The sequence below is a fragment of the Nostoc sp. genome (assembly GCF_054880495.1).
Genome location: NZ_JBTYKD010000059.1, coordinates 1 through 16,989, shown reverse-complemented (window position 1 = coordinate 16,989; position 16,989 = coordinate 1). Strand labels below are relative to the sequence as shown.

Below are 16,989 nucleotides of genomic sequence, written 5' to 3'. Positions count from 1 at the left end.
TAGAAATTATTCTTGAAGTTCGATGTATTATATCTTGAAGTGCGGAATATGGGTTATAGCTTAAGCTGTCACGAATGCTCTGCTTTTAACAGAGAGGTCAGAGTGTATTGGATACAAAGGAGCATAGACGCAGAGCGGCTTGTCCTCAGACATCGCTATATATAGCAATCCGATTTGATTTGCTCTCCACCTACAGGCTCAGATGCCCAACTTCTTCAAGAAGTCGGGCATCTTTTGTTCGTAACTCATTTAGGATTGCTATAGTTAACGCTCTTGAGTGGGTATTGGTAGCAGACAAAATTAAGAACTACTCCCCTTAATTAAGATTCTGGAACGATCGCAACACCATCCCTGAGATTGAGCAACCCTGAGATAATAACTTTATCTTCTGGCTGTAATCCTTCAATAACTTGATAATTATTACCTTTAATCTCGCCTAGCTTCACTCGCTTTTGCCGAGCTACTTGTTGGGATACACCTTGGGGAGAATTTTCGGTTTCAACTACATAAACAAAAGTATCCCCAGCTATACGAGTCATTGCTGTTGTGGGGATTAAAACTCCGGGGCGCTGATTCCAGAACAATCTAGCCCTGACCAATTGATCTGCACGTAGCTGACCATTAGGGTTATTAAACAGTGCTTTGATCAGTATCCCTTGTGTTTCATTATTGGCATTAGGTGCAATAAAAAAGACCCTACTTCTACCAAGCTTCTGACCTTGTGTGTTCATAACCTCCACAGGCATTCCCTTACGCAATTGGGTTCCTTGCTTTAGTGGTACAGAGATATTGACTTCTAAAGGTCGATTTTGGGTGATATTAACTAATTGTGTGGAAGTATTAACTAAATCACCGACTTTCACCGCAATGTCGCCAACTGTGCCACTAAAGGGAGCCGTAATTTTGTCATACTCGATCTGTTGTTTTTGAGTATTTACATTACCTTGATGCAAGGTTTTTTCAGCTTGCAATATGATCCCTCGTTGTGCTTGAATTCTAGAATTAATTGCATCAAGACTAGTCTTAGTAGTAGCGAGCCGATCAGCATACTGATTGCGAGTCTGTCGAGACACGGCTCCTTCCTCAGCTAGGGTGACATACTTTTGGTAGTTCTGCTGGTATAATTGCACATTCGCAACATAGGATGCTCGTTCTGCTTCCAGAGATTTGAGTGTAGCGCGGGCATTTAGCAGTTGCACTAAAAATGCTTGAGGTAGAGGATTGCTAAGAGCGATCGCAGCTTGTGGCGTATGATCTACTTGGATAATTGTCGCTCCGGCTGCGACTGGATCTCCCGATTTGACAAATATCTGGGTAACTTGGCCTTGAATCCTCGCCTGGAGCCTGACTGAGCGCTGGGATTTTAGGCTAGCAATAAAATCTGAACTTTCCTCAATTATGCCGCTTTGTACTGTCGATATTTTGACTCTTACCCCTAGAGGTTGAGCCTTAGCAGTTGAAGGCGCTGAATTTTGCGGAGTCAGCAAACGCCAAACTAGAGCGGCTCCGCCCCCTAACAATAGTAGTGCAGCTAAAAACAGCCAAAGCCACTGCCGTTTTCCAGAAGGTGGCTCAAATGAGTTTTGTGGAGGTTTGTCTCCAAAATCAGTTTGAGGCTCAGGGGATGTCATGGCTGATGAGGAACTTAAGGAACAAATTAACTATAATTCTATTAAAAATGCTGTGTCAGCACCATATTGACACAGCATTGCTTAGTTAAAAGACTAATGAGCGAATTATTCTTGTTCTTCTGCGACTCGTTTGAGGCGGTGCAGTTGGGCTTGCATATCTTCTTTTGTCCAAGATGCAGCAAAGGTGTTGAAACCCCAACTCACTAAAGGGTTAGCGATATCGTACTCAAAACGGTTGATTAGGCACGTTCCCCTTTCTGTTGGCTGACATTCCCAGCGATCGCGCCCTTGAAAAAATCCCTGAAATTCCCAGACTATCAAACCCGGTTCGCGTTCCACAACTACGCTATTCAACGTGGGTTTTAGTAAAGGAATTTGAATGATAAAACGACTTTGACTGCCAACATCAGTACTCCAAGCTTCGCCCACAGGTTCGCAACGGAGAACGGGGTTGAGCCAACGGTGCATGAGGTTTAAATCGCTAATACAGCGCTCCACCACCGTAGCTGTAGCATTAATTTGAATCGATTGTGACAAAACTTGGGACATTCCACATCTTTGATGCTGTTGCTTGCTAATTAGAGTAACGCAAAATTCCGCACTGACAGTAGATTAAAGCAAATATCAGTCAGGACTTACGCATTTATAGATCCCCCAACCCCCTTTTTAAGGGGGATCGAGGTTTCAGGCTTTGATTGCGTAAGTCCTATATAAGTAACAAACTCAAAAATTATTCTTGATCTCAATCCCATAGATGTATGTTTTTACTGCTAAATTGATAGGCGAAACACTGACTCAGTGTTTGCGGCGAATACTTAAGCTTAATTCCCGAAAACCATGAACACAACTTGGCAAGGAATAAATCAGGTGATAGGAGTTGCTTTGTCCACGAGGGGGCAGCAATTTTTGGCACAATCGCCTAACCTGCAACTGACACAACCAGCAGTGAATCAAGGGATCGCTGATGTGCAAGGTATTGTTCAAGAGTTGATTCTATTTACACCCAGGCTGCTGGCGGCAGTGGCAATTTTGTTAGTAGGTTGGCTAATTGCGTTGGGCGCAGCAGCACTGACGCGAGGAATTCTTAATCGCACAAACATAGATAACCGCATTGCCGCCGGGATAACGGGTCGTCAAGATGTTCCCCAAGTAGAGAAATTAATCTCCAGCTTAGTTTTTTGGAGCATTATCCTGTTGACGGCGGTAGCTGTTTTACAGACATTGGATCTGGAGGTAGCCTCTCGACCGCTGAATAATTTTCTCAATCAACTTATTGGCTTTTTGCCAAAGTTGGTTGGTGCGGGAATCCTTTTAGTAACCGCCTGGTTTTTGGCGACCATTGTGAAGATTATCACTGTGCGCTCATTACAGGCATTTAACTTGGATGAGCGTTTGAATCCAGAACCAGAAGACAGTCCACCCAGCCTGAATCAGTTGTCTTTGAGTGAGACGATTGGTAATGCTCTGTATTGGTTTATATTTTTACTGTTTCTCGCCCCAGTTTTGGATGCTCTCGAACTCAGGCAGGCTCTACAACCAGTACAATCTCTAATTACAGAAGTTCTGCTAATTCTGCCGAAGATTTTAGCGGCGATATTAATTTCTGTAGTTGGCTGGTTCATCGCTAATGTGGTACGGCGGATTGTGACGAACTTGCTGGTGGCAACAGGCATTGACCGTTTGGGTACTCGGTTGGGATTATCTTCAGCTGCGGGGGTGCAACCTCTATCGAGTATTATCGGCACAATTGTCTATGTTTTGATTTTGATTCCTGTGGCGATCGCAGCGCTGAATGCCTTGCGAATTGATGCGATCTCAATACCTGCGATCGCCATGCTGCAACAGGTTCTCAACGCCCTACCTGCCATCTTTACAGCTGTGGCAATTTGGATTGTAGCGTATTTTGTGGGGCGGTTTGTCGCAGATTTGGTTACAAGTATCCTGACCAATTTAGGCTTTAATAACATTTTCACTATTTTGGGTCTGACAACACCCACCAGACAAATCGTAATTTCTAGAGAATCAACAGCCCCCCAGACTCCAAGCCGCACTCCATCGGAAATCGTCGGCATTGTTGCCTTAGTAGGTATCATGCTATTTGCGACGGTGGCGGCGGTGAATATCCTGAATATTCCAGCCCTGACAGCATTAGTGTCTGGTATTGTGGTCATATTCGGGCGGATTTTGGCGGGATTGGTGATCTTTGCCATTGGCTTATTCCTGGCAAATCTAGCTTTTAACATCATTACCAGTTCCGGCGAACGCCAAGCCCAGATTTTGGGTCAAATAGCGCGGATTGCGATTATTGCCTTAGTCTCTGCAATGGCACTGCAACAGATTGGAGTTGCCAGTGATATTGTAAATTTAGCCTTTGGACTTTTACTAGGTGCGATCGCTGTTGCAATTGCCCTAGCCTTTGGTCTTGGAGGACGCGAGATTGCACGAGAGCAAGTTCAAGAATGGCTAGACTCTTTCAAAGGTAGAAACTAGAAGTTGATGAAGGTGCAATTTTGTCTGTAAATCTCCGAAAGTGCAGCCGTAAGCATCAATAGTGAAAAAAATCTCTCGGCAATTTTGCTTAAGAGGTTGAAAGTTAGAGTTGAGAATCTCGGAGTTTGAGTGTAGAACTTGACATATGGAGTTCAGAAGCTTAAGTTCCGAGTTCAGAAGTCGAAGTTCCGAGTTCAGAAGTCAAAGTTCCGAGTTCAGAGGTCGAAGTTCCGAGTTCAGAGACGCGCAATTGAGTATCTACAATATTTTTGTAACTTGAAAAAATTAAATTAATAAATGGGAGCGATCGCACTTACAGCTATTTTCAGGTAAATAGACCACGCGGTAGGGGCACAGCAATGCTGTGCCCCTACGACAGATGTGGTTCAAATACATGATTTCTGCTGTAAGTAAGTGGGTCAAATTAAATATAAAACCTCACCCTGCCTCCGGCTTCTCTCTCCTTACCAAGGAGAGGGATTGAGGGTGAGGTTTTATCTTATATGCATCACTTTTTGAGTTTTACCTTATACAGCAATTCATCTTTAATCCGGTTGAGAATTGAAGCCTCATCCAGGTTTGCCAAAATCCGATTAATCACCGCTTTCGGTCCATCAGGTCCCCAAGTCGCGCCATTGGCTAAATAAACTTTGGTAACTTGTCCAATACCGTAAGAAGAAACACCAGCTACTCCCGCTTGCGTGATTGCCACCGATATATAAGGGCCAAGTGCAATGCCACCCGTAGCTGTTGCAGAGATCCCAAGTAAAGTTTTTAATCCACTCAAGCCCAAATTTGCTAACAATTCACTAGCACCGATGCCGCCCATACTCAGGGCGATTTTTTGTAGCAATTGTACAGCCCCGGTTTCAGTCATTGAAAAGCCATAGAGTTTAGATAAACCCAAAATTAGAGCAATATCAATCACCACACTACTTAGAATATCTACCACAGTTAGGGGATTGAGTGCGATCGCTAATGCTTTAGTCATCACAGCCTTCCAAATCAACTGATTGGCATTCTGTTCCCGAATCATCACTTTTCGCTCTATCAATTGCTCATTTACAATGTCGGCATAAAGCATGGTATTAAGAGCAACCAAAGCTTTGCCCTCACGGTGTAGAATCTCCAAGATTTTCAGCTTCAGTTCCTCTACTTTCGCATTCCCTGTACGCAACTGTATGCCCCTAGTACCATCAGGGCGACGAACCGCCGTCTTTACCAATGGTGATGCCGCAGTCATGACAATTTCTAGAGGTGTGAGTAATTCCCGCACCCTTTCATCCCGGATTTTGTGATAAATTGCCATCTGGTCTGCTTCTGGATACTGGTCTACTTTGTTAAACACCAGAATGATCGGTTTACCTGCTTCCCGCAGCTGAGAAAGAGCCATGTATTCCAGCTTTGTCATGTCGCCAGATATCACAAACAGAATCAAATCCGCTTGTTTGGCAATCTGTTCAGCTAATGCGGCACGGGTTGCACCATCTACTTCGTCTAACCCAGGAGTATCAATTAATTCAACTTGAGATTGACCTACACCAGGGAGAGTGACTCGCAAAGCCCGTTCAGTTTCCCCAATCGCTTCCTCACTAATACTCCAACTAACTGTTTGTGCAGCACGGGTGACACCGTGCAGCGGCCCAGTTTCAAATACTGTTTGCCCAACCAAAGCATTCAGTAGCGAAGACTTCCCACGTCCCACCATGCCAAAAGCCGCAATCTGCACCACCATCCGGTCTAATTTCCCCAGCATGGTTTCCAAATCAGCAATTTCCGCCTCTAACCCGGTTTTTTCTTGGGGGGTGAGGTCAAGATTAGCTACCAAGTTTCGCAGCGCCGTTTGTGCTTGTTTATAATTCAGTTCTGTTTGAATATCTTCAAAACTGAAAATAGCATTATCCAGTTCTTCCTCCCATGTGAGAGAATTTGCATCAGTGTTAGCGGAATCGCTTTGATCAGGTTCAGGCAAGGGCAATGTCGAAGTCATATCAAATTTAGATTTTAAATTTTAGATTTTAGATTTTAGATTTTAGATTTTAGATTTTAAATACACCCCCTTTACTATCCTAGTTATTTTTAGGAGCGGTTTGGCAAGATGAGGCAGACAAGCGAGACAAGGGGAATAAAGTATACCCAATGCCCAATGCCCAATTAGTAGACTAATGGCTAACAAAAAGTCATAAACTGAAAAATGCATCTAAATAACGCGTTAGGATCTTGACTAAATTACTTGTGCGGAAAATCGTTATTGCCGGCAACTGGAAAATGTACAAAACTCAGGCAGAGACCCAGGAGTTTTTACAAGGATTTCTGCCTCACTTAGAGGAAACCCCGCAAGGGCGAGAAGTGATATTGTGCCCTCCATTCACTGATTTAAGCCTTTTGTCCAAGAGTTTGCACGGTAGCCTCATCCAACTGGGAGCACAAAATGTCCACTGGGAAGAATTTGGAGCCTATACGGGTGAGATTTCTGGCCCAATGCTGACAGAAAGTGGTGTGCGCTTTGTGATTGTCGGTCATAGTGAACGACGGCAATACTTTGGTGAAACCGATGGCACCGTTAATCTACGTCTCCGAACTGCTCAAAGGTTTGGTTTAACCCCAATTCTCTGTGTTGGTGAAACTAAACAACAACGAGATGCCGGAGAAACTGAGTCAGTGATTATTCTCCAACTTGATAAAGGCTTGCTAGATATTGATCAAAATAATTTGGTAATTGCTTATGAACCAATTTGGGCGATAGGCACGGGTGACACTTGTGAAACAGTGGAAGCTAATCGGATAATTGGCTTAATTCGTAGCCGGTTGAGTAATCCAAATGTATCAATTCAATATGGCGGCTCAGTCAAGCCGAATAATATTGATGAGATCATGGCTCAACCAGAAATTGATGGTGTTTTAGTGGGAGGGGCAAGTTTAGAAGCTGAAAGTTTCGCTCGGATTGTGAATTTTAAATTACTCTGATGTGCCTTCTTCTCGTTCCCATGCAGAGCATGGGAATGCCTAATGTAGATTTATGCCAAAGAACTTGATAATTAGAGGACGCTGTTTCGATTGGGGACAGCGAACTTATTTGATGGGGATTTTGAATGTGACACCTGATAGCTTTAGTGATGGAGGTGAGTTTAACACTACCTCTGCTGCTTTAGTACAGGCGCAAGCACTGGTAGCTGCTGGTGCTGACATCATTGATGTCGGCGGTCAATCAACTCGACCAGGGGCAAAGCAAATAACTCTAACAGAGGAACTTGACCGAGTAGTATCAGTGTTACAAGTAATTAGACCAGAAATTTCAGTCCCGATTTCGGTAGATACTACCCGTGCTGCTGTAGCTAGGGCATCTGTAGAAGCGGGAGCGGATATTATTAATGATATTTCTGGCGGCACTTTAGACTCAGAAATGTTGCCAACAGTGGCAGAGTTAGATGTGCCGATTATTTTAATGCACATCCGGGGAACACCACAGACAATGCAACAACAGACTGATTATCAAGATTTACTCATGGAGATTTATAGTTTTTTGGCTGGGCAAATTGGGGTAGGAACTACTGCGGGCATTGATCTGGATAAAATTATTATTGATCCTGGGATTGGCTTTGCTAAGAATTATGAGCAAAATTTAGAAATTTTTCGCGGCTTGCGATCGCTCACAACACTAAACTGCCCTATCTTGGTAGGGGCATCTCGTAAAAGTTTCATTGGTCGGATTTTAAATCAACCAGATCCCAAAGCACGAGTTTGGGGAACCGCAGCAGCTTGTTGTGCTGCTATTTTTAATGGTGCTGATATCCTCCGAGTTCACGATGTTCAAGAAATGCGCGATGTTTCACTAGTAGCCGATGCAATATTCAGACAAGCGGCACAGTCTTACTGTTAAGCATTGCCGTTTTCGGATTTTTTGCTGTGGCCTTCTGTAATTGCCGACTCGGCTATCAACTCCTGAAACATTTCAGTTGAGTTGGATGGGTCTACAAAGACTATTTTGGCATTATTGCTCTCACCGAGTTTTTGACTGGCATCTACGTAATCTTGAGCCACGAGATACCGCAAAATGTCCCGACTGTGATTGGAACGTAGCGCTTGAGAAATGATTTCCACTGAAGCCATAGTTCCTTCTGCTTTTTTAATCGCCGCTTCTTTTTCCCCTTCTGCTTCGGTAATCAGCGCCCGTTTTTTGATTTCAGCGGCTTGCTCTTCTTCTCTTGACTTTCGTACACTCTCAGGTAATGTAATATTCTGAATATCTAACCGGATAATCTCAGCTCCCCAATCCGTGGTTATATGATTTAACTGCTCTGAGATAGCTTGGTGCATTTCTGCTCTAGAGACATTGGTCTGCTCCAGAGTGTTCTGGGCAATGATTTCGCGGAGCGTGGTTGTAGTCAGATTTATCAGCGCTCCTTGGAGATCCTCAATAGCGTAAAAGCTTTTCTCAATATCTCGAATGCGCCAGTACACAACCCCATCTACTTCCAGATAAATATTATCTTTGGTGATCACATTCTGAGGCTTGATGTCTAAAATTTGCTCTCGTGTAGTATCTTCCATCACAACCTGATCTACCAAGGGAACAATAAAGTTCAACCCCGGCTTAAGTTTCCGATGATACCGTCCCAGGCGTTCGACTAGGGCTTCATTACCTTGATTAATCAGTTTTGCAGAACCTAAGGCATAACCTATAAGCACTAAAACTATAAAAATGATTGGCTCCATATATGCTCCTATTCAGGTTTGGGGAGAATTTAGTGTCAAAGATATGCTACTACCTTGTCATATCTTTGAGTTTAATGTTTTGAGTCTGTAATTTTATCAACACCAGCAGCGATGTCTGATATCGAGTCGCTGCGCGTTTTGTACATATTCTGTAAGTAAAACTGTTTTGGGGAATGCGTAGAAGCTCTGCTTCTTGTCGTCAGACATCGCTATTAAAGCACCTTGATAAAACCCTGGCAAGGACTACTTTATCTAATCAACATTACCGAAACAGTGCTGTTAGCGGATAGCTAGGGTTTAGCCCGTGCCCAGTTTTGAGTGCTGAGGCTAAAAACACAAACATTAATTACTACTCAGTACTCCTGAATTGTACTGACATCTTCAGACAATCAGGACTTTTATTCAATATATTCACTTAATTTAAAGTATTTAACGTAAAATATAGCACAATATAAACTGATCCAGTATGATCGGATTAAAATTAGCTTCAGCCATTAAAAACGTAAAAATATTATGAGCAGGCTGTTAATCAGACTTATAGGTTTAATCCTACTTATTATAGGCTTATACTTTTTTGGTCAAGACATCATATTTGTTAGCGGTTACTATTCATATTTTTACCGTAGCTTACCTGCTACAGCTTCCGTTATCGCAACTATGATAGGTGTATTTGCATTAGTTTTTTTTAGTAGAGAAACTGGTAACTTGGGATGGATTTTTCTAGGCATTGGTATAGTACTAGTTTTCTTAAGTGGTGGAGTTATTTTAAAGCCAACTAGCTTATGGGATTTCATCATTGCTTTTGCAGCATTAGCATTTGGATATAAATTACTAAATGAGGGCAGAATCAGCTTTTAAAATCTGTCAAGATAGTCATATTTTTTCACCGATGAGAAACAAGATTCTTGCTCCTTCTCCGAACCCACGGAGAGGCTTTTGGTGAGGTTTTACAAGGCTTTTTACAAAAGCGAGATACTTCCGTTAAGGGCTTTATATTGGTTGGATAGAGCAAGCTAAAATTGCTGCTCATCAAGCAAAATAAGCGCCTTCAAACTCCTTTTTTCTCGCTGATAAGGCACTATTCATCTAACCCTAAGACTCAGAATTATTAATGGTGCGACTATTACAAAGATTCATCGCCTTTTCTACTCCCTGCTTGAGGCTTAGTTCAATACACTCAACCACGAACTGAAGTACAAGAGGCATAAGCTGATTTTCGGCTGCGGAAAAGCGCCCCAGCACATGGGAGATAGCATCGGAATCATCGTTATTAGCTGCACCTTTGGGTTTACCAATACCGATTCGCAAACGCGGAAAGTTTTGGGTACTAAGATGTGCGATCGCGCTTTTCATGCCGTTATGTCCCCCAGCCGAACCAGATAAGCGCAGACGAGTTTTTCCCAAGGGCAAATCCATATCATCATAAATTACCAGCACAGATTCGGGCGGCAATTTATACCAACTTGTCACCGCTTGTATTGCCTGTCCTGAGCGATTCATATAAGTTAAGGGCTTTAGCAAGCGAATCTTACCTCCACCTGAGGCCATACCCTCGCCATACTCACCTTGAAACTTGCGGTTTTCCGCCAAGGGAATGCGCCAAGAACGGGAGAGAGTTTCTACAGCAGCAAAGCCGATATTATGGCGTGTTTGGTCGTACTTAGCTTCTGGATTCCCCAATCCGACAATTAGCTGGGGAATTACCAAAGCTGGTTGCGTAACTGGTTCTGTCATTTTGCCTACAGTCAATCAATTTTAGATTTTAGATTTGCGATAGCGTAGCGTTAGCCAGTCTCCGATAGCGCAGCGTTAGCGAGTATTCGAGCGTCGCGTCTTTTGGATTGAAACAGACCGCAAGGGTACAAGGCTTAGTGATTTGAGATTGACGATAGCGCAGGTCGGAACAAGCGTCTTTTGGATTTGTTACGTTCACCAGAGACCTTGCTTTAAACCGCAAAACAATCTAAAATCTAAAATCCAAAATCGTTCGACTGAGCGTTCGCGTAGCGTCTCGTAGAGAAGTCGAAGTCCAAAATTCGTATTTTCTCCTAGCTAGGTTGGGAAGAACTAGCGGCATCCTGCTCAGATTTAGCCGGGTGGATTTGCTTAGGTTCCAATTCAGCAGTAGTCTTTACAACTTCTTCTAACTGTTCTGCTTCTTTTTGAAACTCGTTTTGAAAGTCCTTAGAAGCTTCTTGGAAACTACGAATTGTTTTGCCCACACTCCGACCAATTTCTGGCAGCTTCTTTGGGCCAAAGATTAACAACGCCACTACCATAATTACAGCCATTTCCGGCAGACCGATACCAAATATATTCATTTTTATCTCCTGTAAACTATAGAACCACTACAGAAACTCACATATTATGTAGTCTACTCAATAGTTAGTGTGCATTGAACTTTGACAAAAAAACCCGGAAAAACCGGGTGTAACTTAACTTGTGATCCAAACTTGATAGCTGTGTATCCCTTAGCGTCCTAAACTCCGCCAATCAACAACTACATCCTGAATCAACAGTGATTTATTGTAAAGTTGCAGAATAATTAGCAGAAACACAAAAAATAGCGAAATAAAAACAGCCATTACAGGGGTAGTACCCCATCCTGGAGCCACCTTCCCATACTCAGAGTTCAGGGGTTTCAGGATATCTCCCAACCAAGTCCTTTGTGCCATAGTTCACCCAAGATTACTTACCAAAGCTTTTTTTAATCTTCTGTAATATTCTATAAGAATAGCACTCATAATCTATCCCTCAATTATGGAACCCGCAATAGTTCTTAGCATTTCTGTGGCTGTCGTGGTGGTTGCCATCACCGGACTGTCGATTTATACCTCCTTTGGTCCTCCTAGCAAGCAATTGAACGATCCGTTTGATGACCACGAGGATTAAACGAGTCATTATTCTTTATTCATAGTGGTAGACCAAATGATATAATCATACTTGTGATTGCACGTTATCGTTACCGAATCTATCCGACCGATGCCCAGCAGATGCTATTGAGCAAGTTGTTTGGGTGCGTTCGTGTGGTCTGGAATGATGCACTTGCTCATTGCAAGACTGAATATCAAACAGGCAATAAGAAGCCGAGTGGTGCAGACCTGCAAAAACTGTTCATCACTCAAGCCAAGAAAACGGATGAAAGAGCTTGGTTGTCTGAAGTCTCAAACATCCCCTTGCAACAGTCCTTAAATGACTTAGAACAGGCATACCAAAACTTCTTTAAGTCATGCAAAAAAGAACGCAAGGGTAAACCTGTTCGACCTCCCAAGTTTAAAAAACGTCGAGCTGCTCAATCGGCTCGTTTTCGCAAAGGTGGATTTAAGGTGTGCCAAACATCGGTAAATCTAGCCAAGATTGGACAAGTGGAAGTCGTTTGGTCAAGGGTATTACCTGCCGAGCCATCGTCTGTAACTGTTCTTAGGGATGCAGCAGGACGGTACTTTGTAAGTTTTGTGGTAGAGATTGAATCTCTACCACTGCCACAACTAAATAATGCTGTTGGCGTGGATTTAGGTATAACAACGTTTGCTACTCTCAGCACTGGGGAAAAGATAGACGCGCCAAAACCGCTTAAAAAACGTATTGGGAGGGTGCGGCGACTTAGTAAAAACTTGTCTGGTAAAACAAGAGGGTCTAAGCGATACGAATCAGCAAGGCAACGCAAAGCTAAACTACAAGCAAAACTTAAGGACACCAGAACAGACTTCTTACACAAACTATCTACTAGGTTAATTCGTGAGAATCAAGCGATTATCTTAGAAGATTTAAATATCTCAGGAATGCTGAAAAACCGAAAACTATCCAGAGCGATTAGCGATTTAGGATGGAGACAGTTTAGAACATTTCTGGAAGGCAAAGCGGAAAAATACGGGCGTGAGTTTCGCGTCATTAGTAGATGGGAGCCAACAAGTCAAACTTGTTCATCTTGCGGATTTAGAGGTGGCAAACTCGACCTCTCAATTCGTGAGTGGATTTGCTTGAATTGCGAAGCTGTTCACGATAGAGACGTAAACGCCGCAGTTAATATAAAAGTCGCCGGAGGACATTCGGAGACTCAAAACGGACGTGGAGGAAAGCGTCAGACTGCCGCAAAGGTAGCAGCATCCCGTGAAGCGCCAACCCGCCAGGAATTCATACAGTTAAGTCTGTTTGATTAGATTGGAATCCCCGACCGTTCACGGCGGGGAGGATGTCAAGTAGGGACAAAAACGATTTTACCAACTCTCCCTTCTCTACCTCCGTGTCCTCTGGGCCTCTGCGGTTCGCAACTTCCCCTACGCCGCCAAAATATCCACCTTCTCCGGTGCAAACTTTTGCAAATAAAGTTGCACCATAGCTAACTCATCAGCCACAAAACCCGGATCAGGACTATATATCAACAGTAGACTGATAAACTAGGAGCGATCGCACTAAAGCACCATCACAATGTCCCGGACTCACTAACCGCAAAGCCACAATAAACTCTTCCCCTGGCGTTATCCCTTGACTGAGAAGCACTCTAGGCGAACAATCAAATAAATCACCCTCCTGCACTAACTCCCCATTCACATAAATCTCAGCAAAATCTGCCCACCAAACCAGCGCCAGCCGCAAAGATAACCCAGCTAAGGGATAACCCTGTAAATCTTGGGGAATATTTTCGCTAAGATAAGGTCACTTACGATAATTATTAGTCGTTTTTATTGTTTGGCGGGAGTCTCACAACTTATACAAGACTTGAACTAAAAAATTACTACTATGTCTTCTGGTTCATCTGGTCGTTATCAAAGCAGACTATTTAACTTTGTCCACCAGCAATCTCGGCGGGTGACACAACAGTGGGAACACACCTATCGGCATTTGCAAGTTGCTACTAAGTGGGGTGTGGAGGTACTACTTTACCCAGTGTATCTACTGTTTCAGTCATCTGAATCATTTGGGAAAACGCTACACACCCAAGAACCACAAACTAAACTAAAGTTACAACCAAATGATTCCAATTTCCAGATCGAAGTGCCAAATGTTGATAGTCCCATTCAACATGTACTAGAGGCAGTCAATTATCTATCATTTGATGAACCCGCCTCTACTCCTACCAAAACATCTGAACTTTTCAATCCCTTGGCTTACTTGGGAGTTTTTCGGCTAAAATTCGTTGATAATAACGCTAATCTTACTCAATCATCAAATATTACAGATAATCAAGCGGAAAGTCTCAAACCTTCACACTTGAAAAATCCTCTTCAACAGCATCTTCCAATAGTGTGCGGAATTGCCACAAATTTGATCAATCGGAATTTAGTACTTGTGACTGTTGATAATGAAATTCTAGATATTTTGACACCCCAACAGCAGGCAAAATTAGAAGACCGGATTATTAACGAAGTTGCTAATTACTGGCAGTCCTGGCGGTTGATTGAAGCTAAAAACCAAACGCAGCTATTACCACAAATTGACCATTTATTAGCAAAACTCACTGACGGAAATACAGCTAACATTCCAGTTTTAGCCGAGGGTATACCAAAAGATTTACTTAATACAGATAGATTATTAGCATTTTTAGATATAGCTGTTGCTAAGTTGGAGTCAAACGCTTTAGTACCTGTGCAAGAACGTAGCCAGGAAATTGTCCAAGTTGCTCAAACTCAGTTAAATATATTTCTTTATGGCAAAGAGCAATTAGCTGGTAAGGGAGAAATTGCAACCACTGCTGATAGTTTGGAAACTCATACACTGAATCTTGAGGCTTTGATTGAGGCGGCGCTTAATTACTTTTTTGGTGTTGGTAATAGAAAAACACTTGAGTCAACAACCAATGATCAGAGATTGCCGGGTAAACTATTATCATCAAGCTTTAGAAAAGCCTTATCCAAAAACCCTCAGTTGGAGAACCAGGATTTAACAGATGATTCTTGGCTAAAATGGAGTGATTTATTTGGTGACACCGAAACAGTTGTGGAGAAGCCAGTTCCAGTTTCTCAAAGGAAAACTTCTGGTTTAGAATCAAGTTTATCAGTAGGGCATTTTCCCCAAAAGAATTTGAGTGTAAAACAACCTCAAGTCAAATCTGGTTTGGTGCAAAGGAAACAATCAACTAGTAATCTCGCTTCCAGTCAAAAAACATCGGCAAAAGTTGCCTCTGCAAAACAAAGCCAAACCCGCATTTCCCAAACTAAAAGCGAGAGTCGTAAAGGGGAAATTTTGCAACAGCAATTTCACCAAAGCAGTCAAGTCGAGGCACAGCCAGACTGGATAGAAACCAAAGCAACTTCAACGGGCTATGAGAAGCACCCTTTAGAACAACTTCTGCAATGGCTTGATGATGTTATGCTCTGGCTAGAAAAAGTATTTGTAAATATTTTTCAGTCGTTGCGCCAGATGTGGCAGGGGAAATAATACTAATTCCTAATTAAGAAGGGTTTTAATTCATGAACTAATCATAATTCTTGAGGTCATATTATTAATTAACGCACGGTTAAAGTAGGAAGGCACAATTAAATATAAGATAAAACCTCACCCTCAATCCCTCTCCGTGAGTTCGGAGAGGGAAGCCAGAGGCAGAGTAAGGTTTTATATTTAATTTGACCCACTTACTTAAAAGCTCTTGTCATTACTAACATCTTTATAAATCTTCCGCTTCGTTGTCATCCCGCCTGGGAATAAATTCCGAGGCTAATAGCTAAAGTCCTCTCAAGAGGACTAAATATAAGATTTTAACTGATGTAAATAGCTATACTCTGTAAAAGCGAAAATTTAAGTCCACTTGAGTGGACTTGAGCTATTAGCCGAGAACTGAAGTTCTGGGCGGGATTGCAGGGTAAGCGCTACACTTTGATTGTTACAAAAATGTGGTTGACGACAAGGGTTAGAAGCCTTTAAATACGTGAGGGTAACTAAATTCACTGTAATTACTCCCATAGCTCGAAGCTATTTTTACTACAATGGATGTTGACATATTAGTAGCTTGCTGGGAAAATATGTAAAACATTAACTCTATGATTGACCATAGCGATCGCCTAGTGTCTCGTAAAGAAGGCACATTTCAGGGTGTTGGAGGACTTGACCTGTATTACCAAAGCTGGCATCCAGAGGGTAAAGTACGGGCAATATTAGCCATTTTGCATGGACTCGGAGGACACAGCGATCGCTACAGTAATGTAATTCAGCATTTGATACCCAAACAATATGCTATCTACAGCTTAGACTTGCGTGGTCATGGACGCTCACCAGGTCAGCGAGGCTATATCAACGCTTGGAGTGAGTTTCGTGAAGACTTGCGAGCCTTTTTAGAGTTAATTCAAACTCAGCAGCCAGGATGCCCAATTTTTCTCTTGGGTCATAGTTTAGGCGCAGTAATTGTCTTAGATTACATTTTGCGCTATCCCCAACAAGCATCAGTATTGCAGGGTGCGATCGCTTTAGCGCCAACCTTGGGGAAAGTTGGGGTTTCACCTACTCGCGTGCTTTTAGGAAAAATGCTCTCGCAGGTGTGGCCGCGTTTCACCCTGAATACAGGCATTGACATCAGCGCTGGTTCACGAGATCAGCAGATTTTAGCCGCCTATGCTCAGGATACACTGCGACATACCCGTGCTACTGCCCGTCTAGCGACAGAATTCTTTGCAACAGTTAATTGGATTAATGCTCACGCAGGTGATTGGCAATTACCATTGTTGATTCTCCACGGTGGCGCAGACCGAGTGGCTTTACCAGTGGGAAGTGATATCTTTTACCAACGGGTAAATTGCAAAGATAAGCTGAGAATCGAGTATCCGGGAGCCTATCACGATATTCAAAATGACCTCAATTACCCTGAGGTAATGGCTGATTTAGAAGATTGGTTGGAGGGACACCTACCATCTAAGGTGGTGCAGTTAGGAGGGGGAAGCGCTGAAACTGAGTTTCCTAGTTCTTAGCAGTCTAATACTCATTAATATAACTAAAATCATTAAGTCACATCTCCAATAATCAGTCAGTAACTAACTCGTATCGGAACTTTATATCGTTTAGTTGCAGTTCCGACATTCTTTGCAGAGTTGATATAAGAACCATCAAGCCTAAGTTACCAGCTTCGTTATTACAGCAATTTTCAGGTAAATAGACCACAGTGGTTGAACCAACCGAAGGCATCATCTTCGGTAATATAATTTACAGCGTCAGCCATAGCTTG

The 16,989-nt window shown here is 42.8% G+C and carries 15 protein-coding genes and 1 pseudogene; 8 read left to right on the top strand and 8 right to left on the bottom strand.

Features of this window, described 5'->3' with window-relative positions:
• Positions 1-320: 320 nt before the first annotated feature.
• Positions 321-1,631, bottom strand: a complete 1,311-nt coding sequence (locus tag ACYTXL_RS07065; protein ID WP_461924084.1) for an efflux RND transporter periplasmic adaptor subunit — start codon at positions 1,629-1,631, stop codon at positions 321-323.
• Positions 1,632-1,736: 105 nt separating this feature from the next.
• A complete protein-coding gene (locus tag ACYTXL_RS07060) occupies positions 1,737-2,180 on the bottom strand; it encodes an SRPBCC family protein (RefSeq protein ID WP_461924083.1) in 444 nt (147 codons plus the stop codon).
• Between the two features lie 288 nt (positions 2,181-2,468).
• Here ACYTXL_RS07060 and ACYTXL_RS07055 point away from each other — a divergent pair, with 288 nt between their 5' ends.
• Positions 2,469-4,121, top strand: a complete 1,653-nt coding sequence (locus ACYTXL_RS07055) for a mechanosensitive ion channel (protein WP_461924082.1) — start codon at positions 2,469-2,471, stop codon at positions 4,119-4,121.
• A gap of 508 nt (positions 4,122-4,629) precedes the next feature.
• Here the strand turns inward: ACYTXL_RS07055 and ACYTXL_RS07050 are convergent.
• Positions 4,630-6,111, bottom strand: a complete 1,482-nt coding sequence (locus ACYTXL_RS07050) for a GTP-binding protein (RefSeq protein ID WP_461924081.1) — start codon at positions 6,109-6,111, stop codon at positions 4,630-4,632.
• A gap of 245 nt (positions 6,112-6,356) precedes the next feature.
• On the opposite strand from ACYTXL_RS07050, the gene tpiA reads away from it, so the two are divergent.
• Positions 6,357-7,088: a triose-phosphate isomerase gene (gene tpiA, locus ACYTXL_RS07045; protein WP_461924080.1), complete on the top strand. Its 732-nt coding sequence runs from the start codon at positions 6,357-6,359 to the stop codon at positions 7,086-7,088.
• Between the two features lie 52 nt (positions 7,089-7,140).
• Entirely contained in the window at positions 7,141-8,001 is an 861-nt protein-coding gene (folP, locus tag ACYTXL_RS07040) for a dihydropteroate synthase (RefSeq protein ID WP_461924079.1), read from the top strand.
• On the opposite strand, the gene ACYTXL_RS07035 is transcribed toward folP, so the two are convergent.
• Positions 7,998-8,837, bottom strand: a complete 840-nt coding sequence (locus tag ACYTXL_RS07035) for an SPFH domain-containing protein (protein ID WP_461924078.1) — start codon at positions 8,835-8,837, stop codon at positions 7,998-8,000. The genes folP and ACYTXL_RS07035 overlap by 4 nt on opposite strands.
• A gap of 513 nt (positions 8,838-9,350) precedes the next feature.
• On the opposite strand from ACYTXL_RS07035, the gene ACYTXL_RS07030 reads away from it, so the two are divergent.
• Positions 9,351-9,695, top strand: coding sequence for a hypothetical protein (locus tag ACYTXL_RS07030; protein ID WP_461924077.1), 345 nt, complete (start codon positions 9,351-9,353; stop codon positions 9,693-9,695).
• 234 nt (positions 9,696-9,929) lie between these two features.
• Here ACYTXL_RS07030 and pth read toward each other — a convergent pair whose 3' ends face one another.
• From pth to psbH, 3 genes are all read right to left on the bottom strand, one after another.
• Entirely contained in the window at positions 9,930-10,571 is a 642-nt protein-coding gene (pth, locus tag ACYTXL_RS07025) for an aminoacyl-tRNA hydrolase (protein ID WP_461924076.1), read from the bottom strand.
• A 314-nt stretch (positions 10,572-10,885) separates the two neighbouring features.
• Positions 10,886-11,158 carry a TatA/E family twin arginine-targeting protein translocase gene (locus tag ACYTXL_RS07020; RefSeq protein ID WP_292796360.1) on the bottom strand — a complete coding sequence of 91 codons (273 nt, stop codon included), beginning with the start codon at positions 11,156-11,158 and terminating at the stop codon, positions 10,886-10,888.
• A 150-nt stretch (positions 11,159-11,308) separates the two neighbouring features.
• Positions 11,309-11,512: a photosystem II reaction center phosphoprotein PsbH gene (gene psbH / locus ACYTXL_RS07015; RefSeq protein WP_461924075.1), complete on the bottom strand. Its 204-nt coding sequence runs from the start codon at positions 11,510-11,512 to the stop codon at positions 11,309-11,311.
• Positions 11,513-11,597: 85 nt separating this feature from the next.
• Between psbH and psbN the strand changes: the two genes are divergently transcribed.
• On the top strand, positions 11,598-11,729 hold the full coding sequence (gene psbN / locus ACYTXL_RS07010) for a photosystem II reaction center protein PsbN (protein ID WP_196525836.1): 132 nt from the start codon (positions 11,598-11,600) through the stop codon (positions 11,727-11,729).
• Between the two features lie 53 nt (positions 11,730-11,782).
• Complete coding sequence (locus ACYTXL_RS07005; protein ID WP_461924074.1) at positions 11,783-12,997, top strand: RNA-guided endonuclease InsQ/TnpB family protein; 1,215 nt, start codon at positions 11,783-11,785, stop codon at positions 12,995-12,997.
• A gap of 123 nt (positions 12,998-13,120) precedes the next feature.
• Here ACYTXL_RS07005 and ACYTXL_RS07000 read toward each other — a convergent pair.
• Positions 13,121-13,475, bottom strand: a pseudogene (locus ACYTXL_RS07000) (alpha-mannosidase); the annotation flags it as partial.
• 102 nt (positions 13,476-13,577) lie between these two features.
• Between ACYTXL_RS07000 and ACYTXL_RS06995 the strand changes: the two are divergent.
• Together ACYTXL_RS06995 and ACYTXL_RS06990 are read left to right on the top strand one after the other, a co-directional pair.
• Positions 13,578-15,215 (top strand): hypothetical protein, encoded by a 1,638-nt coding sequence (locus ACYTXL_RS06995; RefSeq protein ID WP_461924073.1) that lies wholly within the window; start codon positions 13,578-13,580, stop codon positions 15,213-15,215.
• Positions 15,216-15,814: 599 nt separating this feature from the next.
• Entirely contained in the window at positions 15,815-16,735 is a 921-nt protein-coding gene (locus ACYTXL_RS06990) for a lysophospholipase (RefSeq protein ID WP_461924072.1), read from the top strand.
• Positions 16,736-16,989 lie beyond the last annotated feature (254 nt).

Excerpts from the sequence above, each read along its gene's own strand:
- ACYTXL_RS07060 (WP_461924083.1), bottom strand. The coding sequence starts at position 2,180 with ATGTCCCAAGTTTTGTCACAATCGATTCAAATTAATGCTACAGCTACG.
- folP (WP_461924079.1), top strand. The coding sequence starts at position 7,141 with ATGCCAAAGAACTTGATAATTAGAGGACGCTGTTTCGATTGGGGACAG.
- ACYTXL_RS07020 (WP_292796360.1), bottom strand. The coding sequence starts at position 11,158 with ATGAATATATTTGGTATCGGTCTGCCGGAAATGGCTGTAATTATGGTA.
- ACYTXL_RS07050 (WP_461924081.1), bottom strand. The coding sequence starts at position 6,111 with ATGACTTCGACATTGCCCTTGCCTGAACCTGATCAAAGCGATTCCGCT.
- ACYTXL_RS07055 (WP_461924082.1), top strand. The coding sequence starts at position 2,469 with ATGAACACAACTTGGCAAGGAATAAATCAGGTGATAGGAGTTGCTTTG.
- ACYTXL_RS07065 (WP_461924084.1), bottom strand. The coding sequence starts at position 1,631 with ATGACATCCCCTGAGCCTCAAACTGATTTTGGAGACAAACCTCCACAA.
- pth (WP_461924076.1), bottom strand. The coding sequence starts at position 10,571 with ATGACAGAACCAGTTACGCAACCAGCTTTGGTAATTCCCCAGCTAATT.
- psbN (WP_196525836.1), top strand. The coding sequence starts at position 11,598 with ATGGAACCCGCAATAGTTCTTAGCATTTCTGTGGCTGTCGTGGTGGTT.
- ACYTXL_RS06990 (WP_461924072.1), top strand. The coding sequence starts at position 15,815 with ATGATTGACCATAGCGATCGCCTAGTGTCTCGTAAAGAAGGCACATTT.
- ACYTXL_RS06995 (WP_461924073.1), top strand. The coding sequence starts at position 13,578 with ATGTCTTCTGGTTCATCTGGTCGTTATCAAAGCAGACTATTTAACTTT.
- psbH (WP_461924075.1), bottom strand. The coding sequence starts at position 11,512 with ATGGCACAAAGGACTTGGTTGGGAGATATCCTGAAACCCCTGAACTCT.
- ACYTXL_RS07035 (WP_461924078.1), bottom strand. The coding sequence starts at position 8,837 with ATGGAGCCAATCATTTTTATAGTTTTAGTGCTTATAGGTTATGCCTTA.
- ACYTXL_RS07030 (WP_461924077.1), top strand. The coding sequence starts at position 9,351 with ATGAGCAGGCTGTTAATCAGACTTATAGGTTTAATCCTACTTATTATA.